15 protein-coding genes are annotated in these 20447 nt (G+C 60.7%); 9 read left to right on the top strand and 6 right to left on the bottom strand.

Going from position 1 to position 20447, the window contains the following annotated elements; genetic code table 11:
• The coding region (gene dprA / locus U9R81_RS17060; protein WP_322496624.1) for a DNA-processing protein DprA at window positions 1–1003 on the top strand (1003 nt) is incomplete at its 5' end.
• A gap of 214 nt (window positions 1004–1217) precedes the next feature.
• Here dprA and U9R81_RS17055 read toward each other — a convergent pair.
• Both U9R81_RS17055 and U9R81_RS17050 read right to left on the bottom strand, forming a co-directional pair.
• The gene (locus U9R81_RS17055) at window positions 1218–1691 is read right to left on the bottom strand and encodes an NUDIX domain-containing protein (protein WP_322496623.1); all 474 of its coding nucleotides are present in this window, start codon (window positions 1689–1691) and stop codon (window positions 1218–1220) included.
• A gap of 212 nt (window positions 1692–1903) precedes the next feature.
• Entirely contained in the window at window positions 1904–2791 is an 888-nt protein-coding gene (locus tag U9R81_RS17050; RefSeq protein ID WP_322496622.1) for a LysR family transcriptional regulator, read from the bottom strand.
• Between the two features lie 233 nt (window positions 2792–3024).
• On the opposite strand from U9R81_RS17050, the gene nrfD reads away from it, so the two are divergent.
• The 3 genes from nrfD to U9R81_RS17035 are packed head-to-tail and all read left to right on the top strand — an operon-like array spanning window position 3025 to window position 8619.
• Complete coding sequence (gene nrfD, locus U9R81_RS17045; RefSeq protein WP_322496621.1) at window positions 3025–4710, top strand: NrfD/PsrC family molybdoenzyme membrane anchor subunit; 1686 nt, start codon at window positions 3025–3027, stop codon at window positions 4708–4710.
• 13 nt (window positions 4711–4723) lie between these two features.
• Window positions 4724–7684, top strand: a complete 2961-nt coding sequence (locus U9R81_RS17040; RefSeq protein WP_322496620.1) for a molybdopterin-dependent oxidoreductase — start codon at window positions 4724–4726, stop codon at window positions 7682–7684.
• Window positions 7681–8619: a molecular chaperone TorD family protein gene (locus U9R81_RS17035; RefSeq protein ID WP_322496619.1), complete on the top strand. Its 939-nt coding sequence runs from the start codon at window positions 7681–7683 to the stop codon at window positions 8617–8619. The genes U9R81_RS17040 and U9R81_RS17035 overlap by 4 nt, the downstream gene beginning before the upstream one ends.
• A gap of 477 nt (window positions 8620–9096) precedes the next feature.
• Here U9R81_RS17035 and U9R81_RS17030 read toward each other — a convergent pair whose 3' ends face one another.
• On the bottom strand, window positions 9097–9903 hold the full coding sequence (locus U9R81_RS17030) for an ABC transporter substrate-binding protein (protein WP_322496618.1): 807 nt from the start codon (window positions 9901–9903) through the stop codon (window positions 9097–9099).
• A 238-nt stretch (window positions 9904–10141) separates the two neighbouring features.
• Here U9R81_RS17030 and U9R81_RS17025 point away from each other — a divergent pair, with 238 nt between their 5' ends.
• The 5 genes from U9R81_RS17025 to U9R81_RS17005 all read left to right on the top strand — a co-directional run bounded on the left by U9R81_RS17025 (window position 10142) and on the right by U9R81_RS17005 (window position 16298).
• Complete coding sequence (locus U9R81_RS17025; protein WP_322496617.1) at window positions 10142–12103, top strand: AAA family ATPase; 1962 nt, start codon at window positions 10142–10144, stop codon at window positions 12101–12103.
• Between the two features lie 156 nt (window positions 12104–12259).
• Complete coding sequence (locus U9R81_RS17020; RefSeq protein ID WP_322496616.1) at window positions 12260–13090, top strand: NADPH-dependent oxidoreductase; 831 nt, start codon at window positions 12260–12262, stop codon at window positions 13088–13090.
• Window positions 13091–13495: 405 nt separating this feature from the next.
• Window positions 13496–14119 carry a MerR family transcriptional regulator gene (locus tag U9R81_RS17015; protein ID WP_322496615.1) on the top strand — a complete coding sequence of 208 codons (624 nt, stop codon included), beginning with the start codon at window positions 13496–13498 and terminating at the stop codon, window positions 14117–14119.
• A gap of 3 nt (window positions 14120–14122) precedes the next feature.
• Window positions 14123–15469: a BCD family MFS transporter gene (locus U9R81_RS17010; protein ID WP_322496614.1), complete on the top strand. Its 1347-nt coding sequence runs from the start codon at window positions 14123–14125 to the stop codon at window positions 15467–15469.
• 76 nt (window positions 15470–15545) lie between these two features.
• The gene (locus tag U9R81_RS17005) at window positions 15546–16298 is read left to right on the top strand and encodes a DsbA family protein (RefSeq protein WP_322496613.1); all 753 of its coding nucleotides are present in this window, start codon (window positions 15546–15548) and stop codon (window positions 16296–16298) included.
• A 33-nt stretch (window positions 16299–16331) separates the two neighbouring features.
• Here U9R81_RS17005 and U9R81_RS17000 read toward each other — a convergent pair whose 3' ends face one another.
• The 3 genes from U9R81_RS17000 to U9R81_RS16990 form a co-directional block, all read right to left on the bottom strand.
• Window positions 16332–17375, bottom strand: coding sequence for an ABC transporter permease (locus U9R81_RS17000; protein WP_322496612.1), 1044 nt, complete (start codon window positions 17373–17375; stop codon window positions 16332–16334).
• On the bottom strand, window positions 17372–18430 hold the full coding sequence (locus U9R81_RS16995; protein ID WP_322496611.1) for an ABC transporter permease: 1059 nt from the start codon (window positions 18428–18430) through the stop codon (window positions 17372–17374). The genes U9R81_RS17000 and U9R81_RS16995 overlap by 4 nt, the downstream gene beginning before the upstream one ends.
• Window positions 18431–18492: 62 nt before the next feature.
• Window positions 18493–19356, bottom strand: a complete 864-nt coding sequence (locus U9R81_RS16990) for an ABC transporter ATP-binding protein (RefSeq protein ID WP_322496610.1) — start codon at window positions 19354–19356, stop codon at window positions 18493–18495.
• Between the last annotated feature and the right edge of the window lie 1091 nt (window positions 19357–20447).

Below are 20447 nucleotides of genomic sequence, written 5' to 3'. Positions count from 1 at the left end.
GTGCGGCTCGGTGGCAGCAGCGTGGTATGCCGATGAACCCGCCATGATCGCCGCTGGGTTAGACGCGCGCAGTATGGCTGGCTTGCGCGCGGCCCGTCAGACCATCGACCTCGATGCCGAGCTGGCCCGGTTGCGTGCCGCCGGCGTGATACCGGTGGCGATCACCGATCCGATTTACCCGCCGCTGCTCCGCATGATTCCAGCCCCACCGCCATTGCTCTACGTGCGCGGCACGCTGACGCCAGCCGATCAACGGGCAGTGGCGATCGTCGGTACCCGCCAGCCGAGCACCTATGGCCGCGAAGCGACCCGCCGGCTGGCCCGCGATCTCGCCGCAGCCGGGATCACGATCGTCAGCGGGTTGGCGTTAGGCATTGATACGATCGCCCATACTGCCGCCCTTGAGGCCAGCGGACGCACGATTGCGGTGCTCGCGTGCGGCGTCGATCGAGTCTACCCCGAACGGAACCGCGCGCTGGCCGAGCGGATCACGACCGTCGGCGCGCTGATCAGCGACTACCCGCTCGGCACACCACCCGCCCCGCTCAACTTTCCCCCGCGCAACCGGATTATCGCCGGCTTGAGTCTGGCCACGCTGGTGGTCGAAGCCGGCGAACAAAGCGGCGCGCTGATTACCGTGCAGTTTGCTCTCGATCAAGGGCGAGACGTGATGGCTGTACCGGGATCGATCTTTAATCCGCTCAGCGCCGGCCCGCACCGCCTCATCCGCGAGGGAGCGGCGCTGGTCACCGATGCGAACGATGTCTTGGCGGCGCTTGGTCTCGATGGGCCGCACCGGCCTGACGAGTCGCCGCTAGAGCTAGCCCTCACCGCCGAGGAAGAGGCGATCTACCGGGCCGTCGAAGCCGAACCGCAGCACATTGATGCCATTGGCCGCGCCGCCGGCCTGCCGGCAGCCGCTACCGCCGCCGCATTGGCGTTGTTGGAACTGAAGGGGATCGTGCGCCAAGTTGCGCCGTTCTACTACTCACGAGGCCGATAAGAGCAGGGAGTGGAGGGGCGCGTGCCCACCTGTCCCGTCCGTGCGGGGGGGCAGGAGCAAAAAGGTTGAATAGCCACAAAAGGACACAACAGGCACAAAAACGATGGTTAGATTTGTGTCTTTTGTGTCGCTTCGTGGCTATTCCGCCAACAAACCTCTGCGCACCTTCGCGTCCTCTGCGCCTTTGCGGATCCAGACAGCCGTTCAGCTCTACTTAAAAATCAAACGTGGCTTCGGGCCGGTCAGCAAAGGCATCAACCAGCATGCGGCGGGTACGGGTCAGCAATGGCGGCAACCGGTTCGGGTCGAAAAAGCCGACATTCACATTCTCGTGGCCGGCTTGCTGCAACTCGCCGCCAATGATCCGGGCCGCAAAAAAGATCGCCAAAATCTGCGACTGATCGCCGTTGGGGTAACTCCACGCAAAATCGGGGCCGCTATAGATCCCAATCAGCTTAAATGGCTCTAGCATCAAACCCGTCTCTTCATGGACTTCGCGCACCAATGCCCGCGCTGGCGACTCATCAAGGCTGATCGTTCCTCCCGGCACATCCCACAGCATCACATCGGCGCGCCGGCATAGCAATATCTGCCCCGCTTCATTGCGGACAAACCCGCTCGCGCGCACTTGCAGAATGCGTTGATGGCCAACGTAACTGCGCAGCCAGCGTGTGTATTTCACGGTCATATCTGGCTCCTGTCGAGCATAGCCCCAACGATTCAAAATGAAAGATCCAGCGAGTTTTCCGTCGCTTTGCTCAAGTTGACGGCAATTATAACACTTCTCGCCACGAAGCGATATTTGCTGTCTAGTAAGCGAGAGGCCGGCGATGATGAGGGTTATAAACATCTACCACCATGACAGCATTCCCGCTTCCCTGATCCCTACTCCCCACTTCCTTAGACCTGAACCTTCAACCATGCCGTCAAAGCTTGGCTCTGCGGACGATCGCTTAAACGAACCCGGCTCAATTGGCGCTGGACGACCAGATCAGGAATGTTGAGCACCTCAAGTTTGCGAGCAATCACCTCGGCCTTAATCGTTACGCGCGAAACCATGCTTAGACCCAACCCGGCGCTCACTGCCTGCTTCACCGCCTCGGTGCTGCCCAGCTCCATCACCGGACGGATCGTAATCCCGCGCGCTGTTAAGGCTTGTTCCATCACCTCGCGCGTGCCCGAACCGAGTTCGCGCAAAATAAACGGTGCGCCGTTGAGTTCGGCGGCAGGCACATGGGCGCGCTGGCTGAGCGGATGATCGGGTGGGGCAATCACCACCAGCTCGTCGGTGCGCCATGGGGTAATCTGTAGATGTTCATGTGGCGTGATCGGCCCTTCCACGTAGGCAATATCGATCCGGTAGGAGCACAAGTGATCGAGCACCTGTTGGGTATTGCCAATATCGAGAAACAGCTCAATCCCCGGATATTTGCGGTGGTACGCCCCCAGTAGCGACGGCAATAGATAGATGCCAATCGTACTGCTGGCCCCGATTGCCAGCCGGCCCCGTTGCAAGCCACGCAACTCTTTGAGCGCCTCGACCGCCAACCGTTCGTGGGCAAAGATCCGGCGGGCATGTTCGCCGAGGATCGCACCGGCTTCGGTCGGCGCCACCCCGCGCGCGCGCCGCTCAAGCAGCACGGTATTGAGTTGCCGCTCCAGCTCTTGGACGGCCCGCGATACCGCTGATTGGCTCATCGTCAGCGCGTCGGCAGCGCGCGTAAAGCTGCCATGATCGAGCACCGCAACATAGATCCGCAACAGGTGCAAGTTGAGGGTCACGTTCATGCCTCACAATTAAAATAAGTGAATAAGAATAGCAGCATTGTACCATGTAGATGAAAGGATAATGATGGGGTGCGGCAGTTTGACTGCCGCACTCTATACCGGCTCGCTACCACACTGTAGGTATGCTCCTGCTCGATACCTCTCATCGAAAATATCCGCTTGCTCGATGAGCAGGTTTCTGTTACGATATAATTCAGTCAGGATCTTATTCTCATAGCCAGAAAGAGCTGGCCATGACAAACTACGGCTTCCTCATCGATCAGCGGAAGTGTATTGGCTGCCATGCGTGTAGCACGGCATGCAAGTCGGAAAACGAAGTGCCGCTTGGGGTCTATCGCACATGGGTGAAGTATGTCGAAACCGGCACGTTTCCCAACACCCGCCGCCACTTCCAAGTCACCCGCTGCAACCACTGCGCCAATCCGCCCTGTGTCCGCATCTGTCCCGTCACTGCGATGTACCAGCGCACCGATGGCATCGTTGAGTTCGATCCAAAGGTGTGCATCGGCTGCAAAGCCTGTATGCAGGCGTGCCCCTACGATGCGATCTACATCGATCCAGAAACGCACAACGCCGCCAAATGCCACTTTTGCGCCCATCGGGTTGATCAGGGCCTCAAACCTGCCTGCGAGATTGTCTGCCCCGAACAGGCGATCATCTCTGGCGATCTGGATGATCCGAACAGCTTGATCAGCCAGTTGATCGCCCGTGAGCCGGTGTCGGTGCGCAAGCCCGAACAGGGCACAGCGCCGAAGTTGTTCTACATCGACGCCGATCAGACCTCGTTGACGCCAACTGCTTCGACAGTCAGTTCGACCTTTATGTGGGCCGATGTGGTCAGCGAGCAGTTGGTGGGCCATCACCACGGTAACGGCAATGGCCGGGTGAAGGCTGCTCGCGAGGTGATCCCGCTTACCGCCGCTTCGGGTGCAACGATCCGCCCGCCGCGCGAGCAGGGGTTGGGGGTTGGCCAGAGTGCGTTGATGATGGGCGGGCGGGTGGCCGGCCACATGGTGCAGACGGCCTACAATGCCCAGCACAAGATTCCGTGGCATTGGCCGGTAGCGGCCTATCTCGTCACGAAGGGGATCGGGAGCGGTGTCTTTTTAGTGATTGCCGCCGCCATCGGATTGGGGTTGGCGCCGCTGGCCGCACCGCTGCTGGCGACGACGCTCTTTGTCAGTCTGCTCTTTATCGGTATCACCACTGGCTTGTTGGTCCTTGATCTTGACAAGCCGCACATGTTCTTGACCATTCTCACCCGTCCGCAGTGGCGCAGTTGGTTAACTCGCGGCGCGTTTATCCTGATCGGCTTTACCGGCGTGGCCGGGTTGTGGTTCCTTGCCGAAGCCGGCGCGGCCTTTAATCTGTGGCCGGAAACGGCCATCGCCGGGTTGCGCCCGCTCTTTGCGTGGGTGGGCATCCCGCTGGCAGTGATGGCCGCGATCTACACCGCCTTCCTCTTCGCCCAAGCCGAAGGCCGCGACCTCTGGCAAAGCCCGCTCTTGCCGACCCACCTGCTGGTGCAGGCGTTGATGGTTGGCGCGGGGACGCTGCTGCTCATGGCGCCGTTGATGGCGATGCCGGCTGAATTCCTGACCCTGCTCGGTTGGCTGTTCGCCGGCAGTCTTGCCCTTGATCTCTTCATGCTCCTGTTAGGTGAATTCGGCATTCCGCACGCCAGCGAAGTTGCGGCCCGCGCCGCGCACGACATTAGCCACGGTCGCTATCACCGCCACTTCTGGCAGGGTGCGATCGGGTTGGGCCACGTCGTGCCGATCGTCTTGATCGCGCTGGCCTTGCTCGTGCCCGCCTTGGCTGCGCCGCTCTTGGCGGTGGCTGGGTTGGCCGCTATTGCTGGTCTGTACGCTTTTGAATATGCTTTCGTTATGGCGCCGCAACACGTGCCGAACAGTTAGGAAAGGTGTGGTCATGGCGACGTCATTGCTTAACCGTTTATTAGGAACGCTTAGCCAGAGGCCGCAAGCGCGGGTCGAACCGCTGGCCCCGCCGGTCGACCGGTATGTCACCAGCGATGCACCGGCAACTGCGCCGGCCAGCACCGCGTTGCGTGACTATCCGCCGGTCGAACGCTGGAATGACTGGACGGAGTACGATCCGAAGCTGTGGCCACAGAAGGTGGCTCGCCGCTATACGCTGGTGCCGACGATCTGCTTCAATTGCGAGAGCGCCTGCGGTCTGCTCGCGTATGTTGATGTCGAGACGCTCAAGATCAAGAAGTTTGAGGGCAATCCGCTCCATCCCGGCAGCCGGGGCCGCAATTGCGCCAAGGGGCCGGCGACGCTCAACCAAGTCTATGACCCTGACCGCATCCTCTACCCGCTAAAGCGGGCCGGCAAGCGCGGTGAAGGTAAGTGGGTACGGGTTTCGTGGGATGAGGCACTCAACGAAATTGCCGGGCGCATCCGCAAGGCGATTATCGAGAAGCGCCAGACTGAGGTGATCTACCACGTCGGTCGCCCCGGCCACGATGGGATTATGGAGTGGGTGCTGCCGGCGTGGGGAGTTGACGCCCACAACTCGCACACCAATGTCTGTTCGTCGGGCGCGCGCTGCGGGCAAGCGATGTGGATGGGGTACGACCGGCCTTCGCCCGATCACGCCAACGCCCGCGTGATCTTGCTGATCAGCTCGCACCTCGAAACCGGCCACTACTTCAACCCGCATGCCCAGCGCATTATGGAAGGCAAGATGGCCGGCGCCAAGCTGATCGTGCTTGATACCCGCCTCTCGAATACGGCCTCGCTGGCCGATGAGTGGCTCTCGCCATGGCCGGGCAGCGAGACAGCGATCTTATTGTCGATCGCTAACTATCTCATCCGCACCGGCCAGTACAATCGCGACTTCGTGCGCCGCTGGGTGAACTGGGATGCCTACCTGCGCGCCGAACATCCCGGCACGCCGGTCAGCTTCGAGCATTTCGAGATGAAGCTGCAAGAGCTGTACGCGCAGTACACCTTCGAGTTCGCTGCCCAAGAGAGCGGGGTCAGCGCCGAGCAGATCGAGCGGGTGGCGAAGATTATTGCCCGCTGCGAAGGCAAATTGGCCACCCATAGCTGGCGCAGCGCTACCAGCGCCAACCTTGGCGGCTGGATGGTCGCTCGCTGCCTCTGGTTCCTCAATGTGCTTACCGGCTCGATCGGCGTCGAAGGCGGCACCTCGGCTAACGTCTGGGATAAGTGGATCCCGCGCCACCCCAACATGGCGCCGCACCCGAAGGTCTGGAACGAGTTGACGTGGCCGGAAGAGTATCCGCTCACCTTCTACGAATTGAGCTACCTCTTGCCGCACTTCCTCAAAGAAAATCGCGGCAAGATTGACACCTACTTCACCCGCGTCTACAACCCATTGTGGACGAACCCCGACGGCATGAGCTGGCTGGAAGTGCTGACCGACGAGAGCAAGATCGGTCTGCACGTCCATCTCTCACCGACGTGGAGCGAGACCGGTTGGTTCGCCGACTACATTTTGCCGATGGGGGTCGGGGCCGAGCGCCACGATATGATGAGCCAAGAGACCCATGCCGGTTGCTGGATCGCGTTCCGCCAGCCGGTGTTGCGCGAGGCTATGCGGCGCTTGGGCAAGCCAGTTAAAGATACCCGCGAAGCTAACCCCGGCGAAGTGTGGGAAGAGACCGAGTTCTGGATCGAGCTGTCGTGGCGGATTGACCCCGACGGCAGCCTTGGCGTCCGCAAGACCTTTGAAAGCCCCTACCGGCCCGGCCAGAAGATTACGGTCGATGAGCTGTACGGCTGGATGTTCGAGAATCACGTGCCCGGTTTGCCCGAAGCGGCAGCGAAAGAGGGCTTGACCCCGCTCGAGTATATGCGGCGCTATGGCGCGTTCGAGCTGCGCAAAGGCGCTATGCCGACCTTCGACAAACCGCCAAGTGCAAGCGAACTGGCCAACGCAGTCATCGACCCCGACACCAAGATCGTCTATACCAAGACGCCGGCCCAGCCGTCGTCGAATATCACCCCGCTGCCCTATTTCGAGCCAGATCCGGAACGCGGGAGACCGATCGGCATCCAGCTCGAAGACGGCACGATCGCGACCGGCTTCCTCACCCCGTCGCGCAAACTTGAGTTCTACTCGACAACCCTGCGCGATTGGGGGTGGCCCGAATACGCCATTCCAACCTACATCCATAGCCATGTTCACCCCAGCAAGGTGGATCGGAACAAGAACGAAGTCGTACTGCTCTCGACCTTCCGCCTGCCGACGCTCATCCACACCCGCAGCGGTAACGCGAAGTGGCTGTACGAGATCAGCCACAAGAACCCGGTCTGGATCCACACCAGCGACGCTGAACGGCTGGGGTTGCGCACCGGTGATCTGATCAAGGTCATCACCGAGATCGGCTACTTCGTCGATCGGGTCTGGGTGACGGAAGGCATTCGCCCCGGCGTAATCGCCTGTTCTCACCACTTGGGGCGCTGGCGGTTGCAAGAAGACGGCGGCGGCAAGCTCTCGACCGCGCTGGTTGATCTCAAGCAAGAGGGCGAAGGCAAATGGCGGATGCGCCAAGTCCACGGCATTAAGCCCTACCAGAGCGAAGACCCTGATACGGCGCGGATCTGGTGGGAAGATGCCGGCGTGCATCAGAACCTGACCTTCTCGGTGCATCCTGACCCGATCAGCGGCATGCACTGCTGGCACCAGAAGGTGCGGATCGAGCCAGCCGGCCCGAATGACCGCTACGGCGACATTTTTGTCGATACCAAGCGGGCACACGAAGTCTACCGTGAATGGTTGGCCATGACCCGTCCGGCGTCGAAGGTCTCGCCGAATGGCTTGCGCCGGCCACACTGGCTGCTGCGCCCGTTCCGTCCGGCGCGGGAAGCGTACTTGTTGCCAAGGAAAAAGTCGTGACGGCGTATGCTGAATTGGCGGCCCGTCAGGCCTTAGCTAGCCTGATTGGCCGCCTGCTGCTCGCGCCGCCTACCGCCGAACTGTGGGCGGAGGCGGCGACGTTGCCAGAACTGGCTGAGGTGATGGGCGACGGGCGCGAGGCGTTAGCCGTCGCCTACGAATATCTAATCGGGCGCAACGTCTACCCTTACGAGTCGCTCTACCGCGACGAAGCGCTGATGCTCAACACCGCCGCCACCGAGCGAGTGGCGGCTCTGTACGAGGCATGCGGTTTTGTCCCTGATCCCAATGTGGGCGCGCCTGACCATTTGGGCTTGGAACTGACCGTCCTAGCGCGCCTGATCGCAACCGAAGCCGCCGCGCAGGCTCACGGCGACGCCGCGCTGCACAGTTGGGCACGGCGGCAGGCAACAACGTTGCTGCGCCAGCATCTCGCCGGTTGGGCGCCGATTTGGGCGCGCGCGGTGCAACGTATTCCGGCCCATCCCTTTTATCAGACGGTGGCCGGTTTAGTGGTGGAATTGATCGGCAGCGAACTTGAGCGGCTGACCGGCGAGCCGGTCGTAGTGCAAGAGTATATTCCCCTGCAACCGGCCACCCCCCACGATGAAGAGACCGATCTGAGTGCGCTGATCCGCCATCTGATCACGCCGGTCAAAGCCGGTTTCTTCCTCAGCCGGGCCGACTGCTCGGCGCTGGCGCGGCAACTCGGTTTTGCCATCCCGATCGGCGACCGCTTTAGCATGGCACGCACTTTATTCGAGACTGCCGGCCAGTTCGAGCAGGTCGAAGCGTTAATCGCCGCTCTTCAAGATATTATGTCAAACGAAGCCGCTGAGCTGCGCCGGTCGATTGCTGCCCAACCGGTATGGGAACCGGCCTTGCAACCGTGGCTGGCGCGGTTGGCGGACAGGCGCTGGTTGGCTGTGAGTTAAGGTTGTCACCACCCCGTGCCCCTCCCCCGCTCGGGGAGGGGTTAAGCGTCAAGCCGCGAAGTAAGCCAAGGCGCAGAGGGATCAAACGCAAAGGCGCGAAGCGCGCAAAGGATGTTGGGGGAAGAGCCACTCCCCCGCTTGTCCTTGCGTGCCGCCGCAAGGCGGCGAAGCAATCTCCTCCGAGCACGGCATGCATCACTCAGCGTTCGTGCGCGTTGAAGCGGGAGATTGCTTCGCGGGCTTCGCCCCCTCGCACTGACAGCACGCCTCACCTCCTCCCCCGCTGGGGGAGGGGGAAGGTGAATAGCCACAAAGAGACACAAGAGGCACAAAAAAAGGCGCAGTGATTCGGAACGCAACGGCACGCAGGACGGAGAGGGCTTTTGGCAGAATCGCCACGAAGAGATACCAAAGACGCAAATGCAACTTTTGCAACCTTTTTGTGCCTTTTGTGTCTTTTCGTGGCAATTGTTTCCCTCACCTCTCCTCCATCCACCGCCGTTGCAATGCCGCCAACACCCCCCGCGCCTCAAGGCGGGCGAGGGCGCGGTTGATTTCGGCTTCGAGCTGAAAGGCAGCGGCGGGCATCGCCAGCACGTAAGGCTCGTAGGTCAAGGCAGCAGCGATGCGCAGATCGCCGCTGGCTAATGCACCCAACGCAGCCACGTGATCGAGGATGGCGGCATCGATCGCGCCGGCGCGCAGGGCGCGGGCCAGCGATGCCGCTTCTTCGGCCTCGATGAGGGTCAGCGGGGTGGTCAAGGCCAAGCGGCGCGCCAAGGCATCGCCTTCGCTGCCCAACACCACGCCAAGGCGGCGATCGCGCAGATCGGGCAAGCCGGCAATCGGGCTGTTCACAGGGGCGACGAGCATCAACCCGCCATCGAAGTAAGGTTGGGAAAACCGGGCGCGGTAGCCTTGTTCAGGAGCGTAGGGAAAGGCCGAGGCGATCAGATCGGCTTGCCGGCTGGTTAACTGATCGTAGAGTGCATCAAAGCCGCTCCGCACAAACACCGCCTCGATCCCCAACTCGGCAGCTAACGCTTGCACGAGTTCGATGTCAAAGCCAGTCAGCACCCCATGCTGATCTTCAACAAACGGGCGGTAGCCGGGATCAACCGCCACGCGCAGCACACCATGCTCGCGGATACCGGCATAGACCGGATCGATCGGGGCAGCGCCGGTTTGCACGCTCCACACAAGCCATGCGTAGGCTGCCACCACCACGAGAGCCATCCCATCAAGCCAACGGCGCCGGTGGCGCAGCATCGCGACCTTATCCATACCCAACGCCCCTCATACGTATGCGCCGCAATGCGCATCCATCTCCTACATAATATATTCGGAGCCGGCGCAAATTTATGAGAGCGTTCTCATTTTTACGCCTTGACCGCTCATCTAACCATCGGTATACTTCATATAACAGCATCGTAACGGTCATAACACGTAGTGTATTCCCCCGCCCGAATCGTCAGCGCAGCAGCGTATAACCGTCATATCAATTCTGGAATGGGAGTCGCGCATGGCAATTGAGCCCTACCGCCCAACCCCTGATGCAACCGCCACGAATCGCGAGCAGGAGCTTGAGAAGAAGATTTCAAAACTCTTTGAGCGCTGGAATTGGAAACTGTTCCGTTTCTTGCGCTTGATGCTCTTCCTCGGCATTGGCATCTGGCTAGCTGCTAACTTGCTCCCCGGCATTTTCAACATTATTATCACCGGCGAAATCGGCGAACTGATCCTCCAGATTATCCCGGTCGCCGTGTACCTCTTCTTCTTCATCGGTTTCCAGTTCTGGCTGATGTACTTCTTTATGGCCCGTACCCGCATCTACTGGGTCAAGCCGGGGGAAACCGGCGTCAGCTTCAAAGACTACCGCGGCAATCCAGAGGTGTTGGAAGCGGCGCGTCGGGTGGTAACGCTGCTTAAGGGCGCGAAGGAGTTCAAGCAGATGGGTGGCGAAGTCACCCGTGGCATCTTGCTGATCGGCCCTCCCGGCACCGGTAAGAGCTACCTCGCGCAAGCGATCTCAACCGAAGCCGGGGTGCCATTCGGCTACCTCAGCGCACCATCGTTGCTCTCGGCGTGGATGGGCATGGGCAACATTAAGGTGATGAACCTCTACCGCAAAGCCCGCCGCTTCGCCCGCGAGTATGGCGCGTGCATCCTGTTCATTGATGAAATTGACGCGATCGGGATGGCGCGCAGCTCGAACCTGATGGGCACCGGCGCTGCCGGCGCGGGGATGAGCAATCGCGAGAAGGTGGTGATGGGGGTCGGCGGCATGATGGGTGGCGGCAGCAGCTTGCTCAACGAGTTGCTGTTGCAGATGGATCCGCCGCCGCACGATCAGACGTGGTGGGGCAAGCTGCTGCGTCTCGTCGGGTTGCGGCGCGGCAAGGCCGAGATGCCGCCGGTGCTGACGATGGCCGCTACCAACCTTGCCGAGACGCTCGATGCCGCGCTGTTGCGGCCCGGTCGCTTTGACCGCAAGATCGCGGTCGAGCCGCCCGACGCCGAGGGTCGCCGCGAGGTGATTGAGTACTATCTGAGCAAGGTCAAGCATGAGCCGATGCCGATTGACCGGATGGTCGCCGACACTATCGGCTATACACCGGTGGCGATCAAGTATGTGATCAACGAAGCAACTATCCATGCCCACTTCGATGGCCGCGCTGCGATCAATTACTGGGATTTCACCCAAGCGCGCGAGATCCACGAATGGGGGCTCAAGCAACCGATCCGCAGCATGTCTTATGAAGAGCGCCGGCGGATTGCCTACCACGAAGCCGGCCATGCCTACGCTGCCGTCAAGCTGCTCAAGAAAGAGCGCCTGACTAAGGTGACGATCGTGCGCCACGGCAACGCGCTGGGTTTTGCGGCGTGGAAGCCGGAAGAGGAGATTCACACCCGCACCCGCGAAGAGCTGCTCGACCGGATCAAGATCGCGCTGGCTAGCCGCGCTGCCGAAGAGCTTTTCCTCGGCACGCAGATGAGCGGCGTTACCAGCGACTTGCAGAGCGCAACCGGCATCGCGGCAATGATGGTCGGCGCGTATGGGATGGACAACAGCTTCTTCTCGTACCTGCTCTTTGGGATGCAGGGGTTGTCGGCGCCGGATGTCAAGCCGCGGGTCGAGGCGATCTTGCAAGAACAGTACCGGATCGTCAAGCAGATGCTTGATCAGAACCGGATGGCGGTGATTGCGATCGCCGAGGCGTTGATCTTGCGTAACGAGCTGACCGATCTTGACGTGAATGAGATTTTGGCCCGGGTTGAGGCCGAACACCCCTACTTGCCGCCGAGCGAGAAGCCAGAACGGCCAGCCTTTGGCTTTGCCGCGGCGCTGGCGCGCTCGAACACCACCTTGGTGCGCCGCCGCCGTGAACCGGTGGTACTCCCGGCGCCTAGCCGGCCAGCGCCTGAGATCACCATCATCGATGCCCAGCGCCGGGATACGGTGGACGGTGCAACATCGTCGTAGGAGCGCGACGAATCTAGGCTAAGGGCGAGGAGAGCAAGGGCGGGTTTCAAACCCGCCCTTACTTTGTATCCCGGCATCCTATCGCTGATACTGCCCCGACTAGACCGTGTATAATCAACCCCGATAGAGTGTGATAGCAGACACCTGAGGAGTGCTATGACCGAGACATCCCTCACCACGCATGATCTCTTGCGCCAACGGTACGGCGATGCCATACCCGAACGGATCATCAGCAACGCCGCGATCGATCTGCTGCTCAGCCACCGCTCGGTGCGCTCGTACAGCAATGAGCCGCTGCCGGAAGGCACGCTCGAAACCATGATCGCAGCGGCGCAATCAGCGGCCACTTCATCAAACCTGCAAACGTGGAGTGTGGTGGCAGTGACTGACCCGGAACGGAAAGAGCGGTTAGCGACGCTGGCCGGCAACCAAAGCCATATCCGGCGCGCGCCGCTCTTTTTGGTCTGGCTCGCTGATCTCAACCGGATCGCGCAGGCGGCGGAAGCGCGCCAGATGCCGCACGACGGCTTAGACTACCTCGAAATGTGGCTGGTTGGCGTGATTGATGCCGCGCTCGCCGCGCAAAACGCGGTGATCGCCGCCGAATCGCTCGGCCTTGGCACCGTCTACATCGGCGCCATCCGCAATCAACCGCTCGATGTCGCCGTCGAATTGCGCCTCCCGCCAATGGTGATGCCCGTGTTTGGCATGTGCGTCGGCAAACCCAACCCCGACCGGCCAGCAGCGATCAAGCCCCGCCTGCCACAGGCCGCCGTCTTGCACCGCGAAGTGTACCACCCTGAGCAAGTACCGCCGGCGGTTGAGCACTACAACGCGACGATGGCCGCCTTCTACGCTGCGCAACGGATGAACGTCGAAGGCGACTGGGTTGATCACTCGGCCAAGCGCGTCGCCGGGCCGCAGAGCCTGTCGGGACGCGATGTATTGCGTGAGGTCTTGCACCAGCTCGGCTTTCGGTTGAAATAACACAACCTCACTCACGATCATTTCACGCTCCCGCTGCGCAATACCTTGTGCAGCGGGAGATATGTTATACTACACAAAGATTTAGATAGATTTGGTGAGATTCCTGACGCTTGCGAGCACAGTGTATAACTAACAGTGTAGAGGGTGGAGCGACGCACTCTTTAGAACTAAGAGTGTAGGTGTTTTGCGGTATACGTTCGGGTGCGATTTTAGTGACGATTTGAACGAACGTTAACAATTGGCGCTTGTGACGGCGTAGGCAGCCCCCTGTCAGTGCGAGGGGGCGAAGCCCCCGAAGCAATCGCCCGCTTTGGCGAGCGGAGTGCGGTTAGGCATGTTCCCCGTGCTCGCGGGGGGTTGCTGCGCTCCGCTCGCAATGACAAGTGAAGAGTGGATAAACGAACGATGAGCGACAAAGAACCGCCAACTTATCTTTCGTTATCGGCGGCCAGCCAATTGTTGGGGGTGCATGCCTCGACCTTGCGGCGGTGGGCCGATGAAGGGGCAGTGCCGGTGTACATCACTCCCGGTGGGCACCGCCGTTTTGCCCGCGCCGATATTCTGGCGCTGGCGGCGCGACGGCCTTTGCCGGCGCAATCGATCAGTAGCGTCCTAGCTAGCAAAGCCTTAGCGCAAACACGGAGCGAATTATCAAATCCTTCGACAGCGCCAGCGTGGATGATGACGATGAACGAGCATGAACGGCAAGAATGGCGGCGAGTCGGCCAGCAGTTGATGGGAGTGGTGTTGCGGTATGTAAGCTCACACGATGAGCATAGCCCATTGCTGGAAGAGGCACGGGCGATTGGCAGGAAATACGCCCGCCTTGCCCGCGCCACTGGCTTGCCTCTAACGGACGCGATTGCTGCTGCGCTCTTCTTTCGCGATTCGCTGGTCGAGGCGGCAATGGATCTCCCTGAGGAAGCCCACCTGCGTCCGGCTGAGAGCGCCCGGCTCTTGCGCCGGATCAGCCGGGTGGCGAATGAAGTGCAACTGGCAGTCGTTGCTGGTTATGAAGCAGAGGAGTGAACCGTGGATGCGAAAGAACAACGCTTGAATGTGCCACGCACCCTGAAACTGGGCACCTTTCACATCGGTTCATCGTTCATTGATCTGTTGACATCGGGTGTTTTGAATCGGGTGTTGATTACCGATTTAGCATTGGCTGCCACACCGGTCGCGCTATTATCGGCGCTACGCTACTTGTTAGCGCCGCTCAGCATCTGGGCCGGCTATCGCTCGGACTTGCGCCCGCCCGGCAAACTGCGCCGGCTGCCCTTTATTTGGGGCGGACGGTTGCCGATGCTGTTATCGTTACCGCTCTTGCCATTCGTGACCGGATTGTTGGCGGCTGATCCTGCATCAATCTTGGGGTGGGGGCTAGCACTCTTTGCATTTCTCGTCTACGGCATTGGCACTCTTATTTCGGGAGCGACCTACCTCAGCTTAGTACGCGATAGCGCGCCGCCGGCCCGCCGTGGGCAAGCGCTGGCGATTGTGCAAGTCTTTTTGGTGATCAGCTTCCCGGTGGCGGGAGTGATTTACGGACGCCTGATGCCAGTGTACGATCAAGCCAGTTTCTGGCGGTTGGTGCTAATCGGCATGACCGTCGCGTTTGCGTTCATTGCGTTTGCGCTGTGGCGGGCGGAACGTCCGGCGGAAGCGCCGGTGGACGCCGATCCAACCCCGCCGGAGCCATTCTTGCCGCTTTTGCGGCAGATGTGGTCGGATCAGCGGGCGCGCTGGTTCTTCCTCTTCCTTGCGCTGGGAGCCGTGAGCGCCTTCGCCCAAGACGCGGTGCTCGAACCATTCGGCGGCGATGTGTTTGGGTTGGATAACGGTCAGACTACGCGCTTCAATGCGTATTGGGGAGTTGGGGTAGTGATCAGCCTTTTGGGGACGGTCTACTTCACCCGCTACCGCGCCGCGCACGAGCAGACGAGCGTGGCAATGGTGGGATTGGCTTTCACGGCGCTACCGTTATTCTTACTTGGTATGATCGCGCTGACGAAATGGCAAACGTTGCTCATTCCAGTGCTGTTCATGTTTGGCTTGGGCTTCGGCGTTTACACGGTCGGCGCGGTGTCGTTGCTGGCCGCGATGACCACCGAACGGCACGCAGCAGCGTACCTTGGTCTCTGGTCAATGACGCAACTGCTCTTCCGCGGGCTCGGCATCTTTGCCGGCGGCGCGGTGCGCGATGTTGCGCTCTGGGCCAGCGGGTCGTATACTATCGCCTATGCGAGCGTGTTTATGCTCGAAGCAATTGGTCTGGTCGCATGCATCCTGATCTTGCAGCGGGTTGACGTGCCCGGTTTCGTGCGCGGCGAGAGCCGGCCACTAGGAGCGACGGCAACGCTGGCCGCTGCGGATGGGTAATTGAACCTGTCGATGGGTAGCGTGGGGCAGGTTTGAAACCGGCCCCACTGATGCCCGCCGCTAATGTACCAACACTATGCGCATTGCACACTTCTGGATGACCCTGTGCGCAGTGGTCTTGATCGGTTGCGGCAGCGCCGCCCCGCTCACCCCGACCCGTTCGCCCGTTGAAGTCCGGCAAACACAACTTGCTCTCCAAGGCTTGCCCACCGTGCCGCCGGCGCCAACCGAACTGGCCCGGCCTACGTCAACGCCACGGCCAGCGATCAATCTGGTGGAGTTGCTCAATCTGAGCGATGATGATCCGCGAGCGCTCGGCGATCCCAAGGCGCCGGTGCTCATGATCGAATTCACCGACTACGAATGTCCCTTCTGCGCCCGCTTTGTCAGCGAGACGCGTCCGCGCATTATCAGCGAGTTTGTCGAGACTGGGATCGTGCGCTTGGTGGTGCGCGACTTCCCGTTAAGATCGATCCACGCTTCGGCGGTCTTGGCGGCGAGCGTGACCCACTGCGCGGCAGCGCAAGATCGGTTCTGGCTAGTGTATGAGATGCTGTTCCAAACCCACGGGGTGGAGTGGGGCGGGGTGCCGAAGCGCGATCGGGCCACGTTGATTGAGCTGGCCGGCACCCTTGACGTTGACACAGCGCAGCTCACCGCTTGTCTTGATGACCCGGCGACCGAAGCGGCGGTGCTGGCCGAGCTGGAGGCAGCCTCGCGCTTGGGCATTAATTCAACGCCCAATTTCCTCGTTAATGGCCAATTGGTGCGGGGCGCGTTGCCGTTTGAGAGTTTTGCCAGTTTGATTCGACAGTTGGCCGGACGGTAGGGGCAGAGCGGCGCTCTGCCCCTACCGCGTTCGTTACCGTTCGCGCGCTACCCGCAACGCGCCGGCTAACGCCACGATCATCGCGCCTAACACGGCGAGCTGGCCGGCAATGTCAGGCAAGGTCGCGCCGCGTTGGACGATGGCAATCACCGGATCGACCATGTAGAAAGTCGGGAAGAACTGCGCAATCCACTGCGGGATCATCGGGAATAGCACGATCAGCGCTGGCGCGTAGAGCAGCAATCCCAACGCCTTGACGGTGGCGAACAGCGAGTTGATGTCGCTGACCAGCACGCCGAGCAGAATGCCGAACTCGGCGGACAACACTGCGCCGAGGAAGAGCACCAGCAACACCAGCCAGATCTGGCTGCTCCATGCGCCATTGAGGGCCAGCACCAGCAGCGCCATCACCGTGCTCAGCGCCACGCCGAGCACCCCCTTGGCGACATAGATCTCGGCGCGGGTCGCCGGCGTCACCAGCAGCGCATTCAAGGTGCGGTGCTGCTTCTCGCTGACCAGTGATGAGGCCGGCAGCATCAACGCGCCGAACACCACTGTCATCAAGACCAGCAGCGGCAACAAGCGCTGCTGCCACGTGAGATCATTGTTCGCGCCGAGCATCGTGGTCGCGATCGTGACCGGAGGTTCGTGACCGGCCAGCTCGCGCAACCAATCGGCAATGGCGGTACCGATCAAGACTCGATCGCGCAGCAAACTCTCACCCCACACATACACGGTCAGGCTGCCGCTTTGCCCGCTTAACACGCGCTGATCAAAATCGGCTGACACCAGTAATCCCACATCCACCGCCCCATTCGCCGTCGCGTCGCGCAACTCGGCCTCGTTCGCGTAGCGACGGACGATCAGGCCCGGCATCGCTTCGGCCAGTTGGGTCAGGCGAGAAGTGCCGGGATCGACGATCCCTAGCCGCGGCTTACCGCTAAAGAACGTACCAAAGATCAAGCCCAACGCCAAACTCAGGCCAAGCGGCACCACAATGGTAAAGATAAAGATAAAGTTTTTTGGCCCCTGCACCGCCTCGCGGTAGAGCAGGGCAAGGATACGGCGCAGACTCATGCGAACCTCCGTTGCAAAATGGCCATGCCCAGCGCCAGCAGGAGTAGAGCCGAAGCGGCGAGTGGCAGCAGATTGCCGCCCACCTCGGCCCAGCTTGCGCCAAAATTGAGCGAGCGGTAGATCGTATCAACCAGATAGTGGGTGGGGATAAGCCGCACCCAATCGGCGGCCAAACCGGGGATCAGGACGGTAAAGGTGGGCAGGGCCATAATCAACAGCGCCAGCATACCCCACCCCATCACCGACATCAGATCGCGGCCAAGCGACGCGATCAAAAACGCGACGCCGGTCATTAACACCGATCCGATCAGCAACGCGGTCAGATTGAGGAATGCCGCCTGCGCCAGCCCACCGGTGACGGCGAGCAGTATTACCGCCTGCACAAAGGCAAAGAGCGAACCGAACAGACTCTTGGCGACAAACAGACCACGCATCGTTAGGGGCGTCACCAACAGCGCCCGGATCGTCCCCTGCGCTACTTCGGCAGCGATCAGACTAGCCAAACCAAGGCACTCAACCATCAGCACCAGCACTGCAAAGAGCGGCAGCATGCGCTGGCGAGGCGCGATCTGCGCGCCGGCCAGATCGGGGCCAAGAATCACCTCGCTGATCGTGACCGGCAACGCTTGGCCGGTGAGGTTGAAACTCAACTCGCGGGCAGCCGCTTCGTAAACGCTGACAAAATCAGGCGTCACTTCTGGGGCCAACAACAACTCTACCGTTGGACGGGCGCCTTGGCGAAGTTGGTCAAACAGATCGGGCGGAAAGGCAAACCCGACCGTCACCTCGCCGGCAGCCACAGCGGCGCGCAGATCGGCGGCGGAAGCGAACTGCTTCACCACCACTGCATCGTCAGCGAGCGCCTCGGCCAGCGCCGGCGGCATTTCGGGGATGACCAACCCCACCTGCAGGGTCTCATCAACCGTGGCCGGCAACAGGAAATAGATGACGGCATACGCCACTAAACCGAGCACCGTCACCAAGGCAAACAAGCGATTGGCGAAATAGAGCCGGGCATCTTTCTGGATCAAGGCCCAGATCGCAGCAGCATTCATAGGTGGATCCTATCGCTAGGCGATTGCTGCGGGCGCGTTGCACCCGCGCAATGACACGATGGTTAAGCCAAACCGCGACCGGTCAGACGAATAAAAATATCTTCCAGTGTTGCCTCTTCGCTATGGAGCGTCACCACCTGTTGATGGGCGAGCAGATCGGCGATTTCAGCCGGCGTTTCGGGCCGGTCGAGAATAATCTCGCGGGTGAGCAACTTCCCATCGGAACCGACCACCTCGGCACGCACCATGCGCTTGCCGTACTGCTGCTTGAGATGATGCGGCGTATCGAGGGCCACAATCTTGCCGCTATTGATAAAGGCGACCCGATTGCACAGGCGGTCAGCCTCGTACATATCGTGAGTGGTGAGAAAAATCGTCGCACCGCGCTGCTGCTCTTCGAGAATAACGCGCCGGATCGCCTCGGCAGAGGTCGGGTCAAGCCCCTCGGTCGGCTCATCGAGAAAGAGAATATCGGGCCGATTGACCAGCGCGCGGGCAATCATCAGCCGCTGCTTCATGCCTTTGGAATAGCGCCCGACCAGATCGGCGCCGCGCCCATCGAGACCGACCCGGCGCAGCAAGGCGTTGACATCAACAGCGCGCACGCCAAACAGCTTGGCGAACAGGCTCAGATTATCAACGCCGCTCAACTCCTCGTAGAGATTAGGCTGCTCGAAACAGACGCCAATGCGGGCCTGCACCTGCTTGGGATGGCGAGCCACATCAATCCCCAGCAGCAACGCCCGCCCGCTCGCCGGACGGAGCTGGCCGGTCAGCATCTTGACCGTTGTGGACTTGCCGGCGCCATTCGGGCCAAGAAAACCAAGAATCTCGCCGGGGGCGACGGTAAAGCTGATGTGATCGACCGCGAGCAGATCGCCGTAGCGATAGGTCAACTCTTCAGCGACAATAGCAGGTTCAGGCATGACGACCTCGCGCAAGATAAGAACCGCCGGTGTGACACCGACGGCCCGTGCGGTTACGCAATCATTATAATTCTGTTGCGGCAGACTGCAAGATGAGGTCAGGCAGTTTTGGGTGCAACTGTCGCAACCAAGACGCTAAGGGGGCAAAGGCGCAAAGACTCTACACGCAAAGCCACGAAGATCGCAGAGGGCGCAAAGGGTTTCTAAAGGGAAGAACTAACCTCAGCGCGGGGGTAAGTTTTTTACCGCAGAGGACGCAGAGGGCGCGGAAGGGGAAGCGGATGCGGGTCCAGCGGTACAGCACCGCGTATCGTCCGGTTTAGCCGGGCCACCATTACGAAGCACGCCGTGCGGGCTATTAGCCCTCACCCGCTACCCCTCACTCACTACCGCGAGAGAAGGGAGCGTGAAGCTGAGCGTTGAAGCATCGCACAGCGATCAACTGAACCAAGCGGACATCCGTATTGCGCGGGAACCAACAACAGGCAAGAACGCCCTAGCACTCGGGTTCGGCGCGGCGTACGATCGAACCATTCAAGCGCCTGCCGTATCATCTGGCGCGTGTGCGAAAGGAGCATCACAGGCGACGACGCAAACCTACCGCAAACGTCGGAATAAACAGCATCATGATTGGCTCCATCCTTAACATGCGGCATTATTGGCATTATTGGCGCACGCATGAGCGCCACAGCAAGCAACAGCAGCCAACCCACCGCGCGGCCATTGCCAACAATGGTTAACACCCAAGCAGCAGCTCAGCCAGCGGTTGCCACGTCAACCTCAGTGCCCACACCACCCACAGCCACACCAATCCCGGCGCTTGCATCACCCACTGCCGCGCAGCCATCGTCATCACCGCAACCATTAGAAGTTTCAGACCCCTTCAGAGCGGGGCTTTTTTGTTTTCTGTCAATACCCGCGCGGGGGGGAATTTAGCGCAATTCGGGGTTTCAGACCCCTTCAGAGCGGGGCTTTTTTGTTTTCGTGAGGATGGTGTTGTTATGTCTGTCACTCTGCGGTTTCAGACCCCTTCAGAGCGGGGCTTTTTTGTTTTCCCTGCTGCGCACCGGGGTGAGTGATGGTTGGCGTGT

It is taken from the genome of Chloroflexus sp. (genome assembly GCF_034435895.1).
GTDB lineage: Bacteria > Chloroflexota > Chloroflexia > Chloroflexales > Chloroflexaceae > Chloroflexus.
The sequence above is the reverse complement of the archived record's forward strand: the minus strand, read 5'-3'. Positions and strand labels throughout refer to the sequence as shown.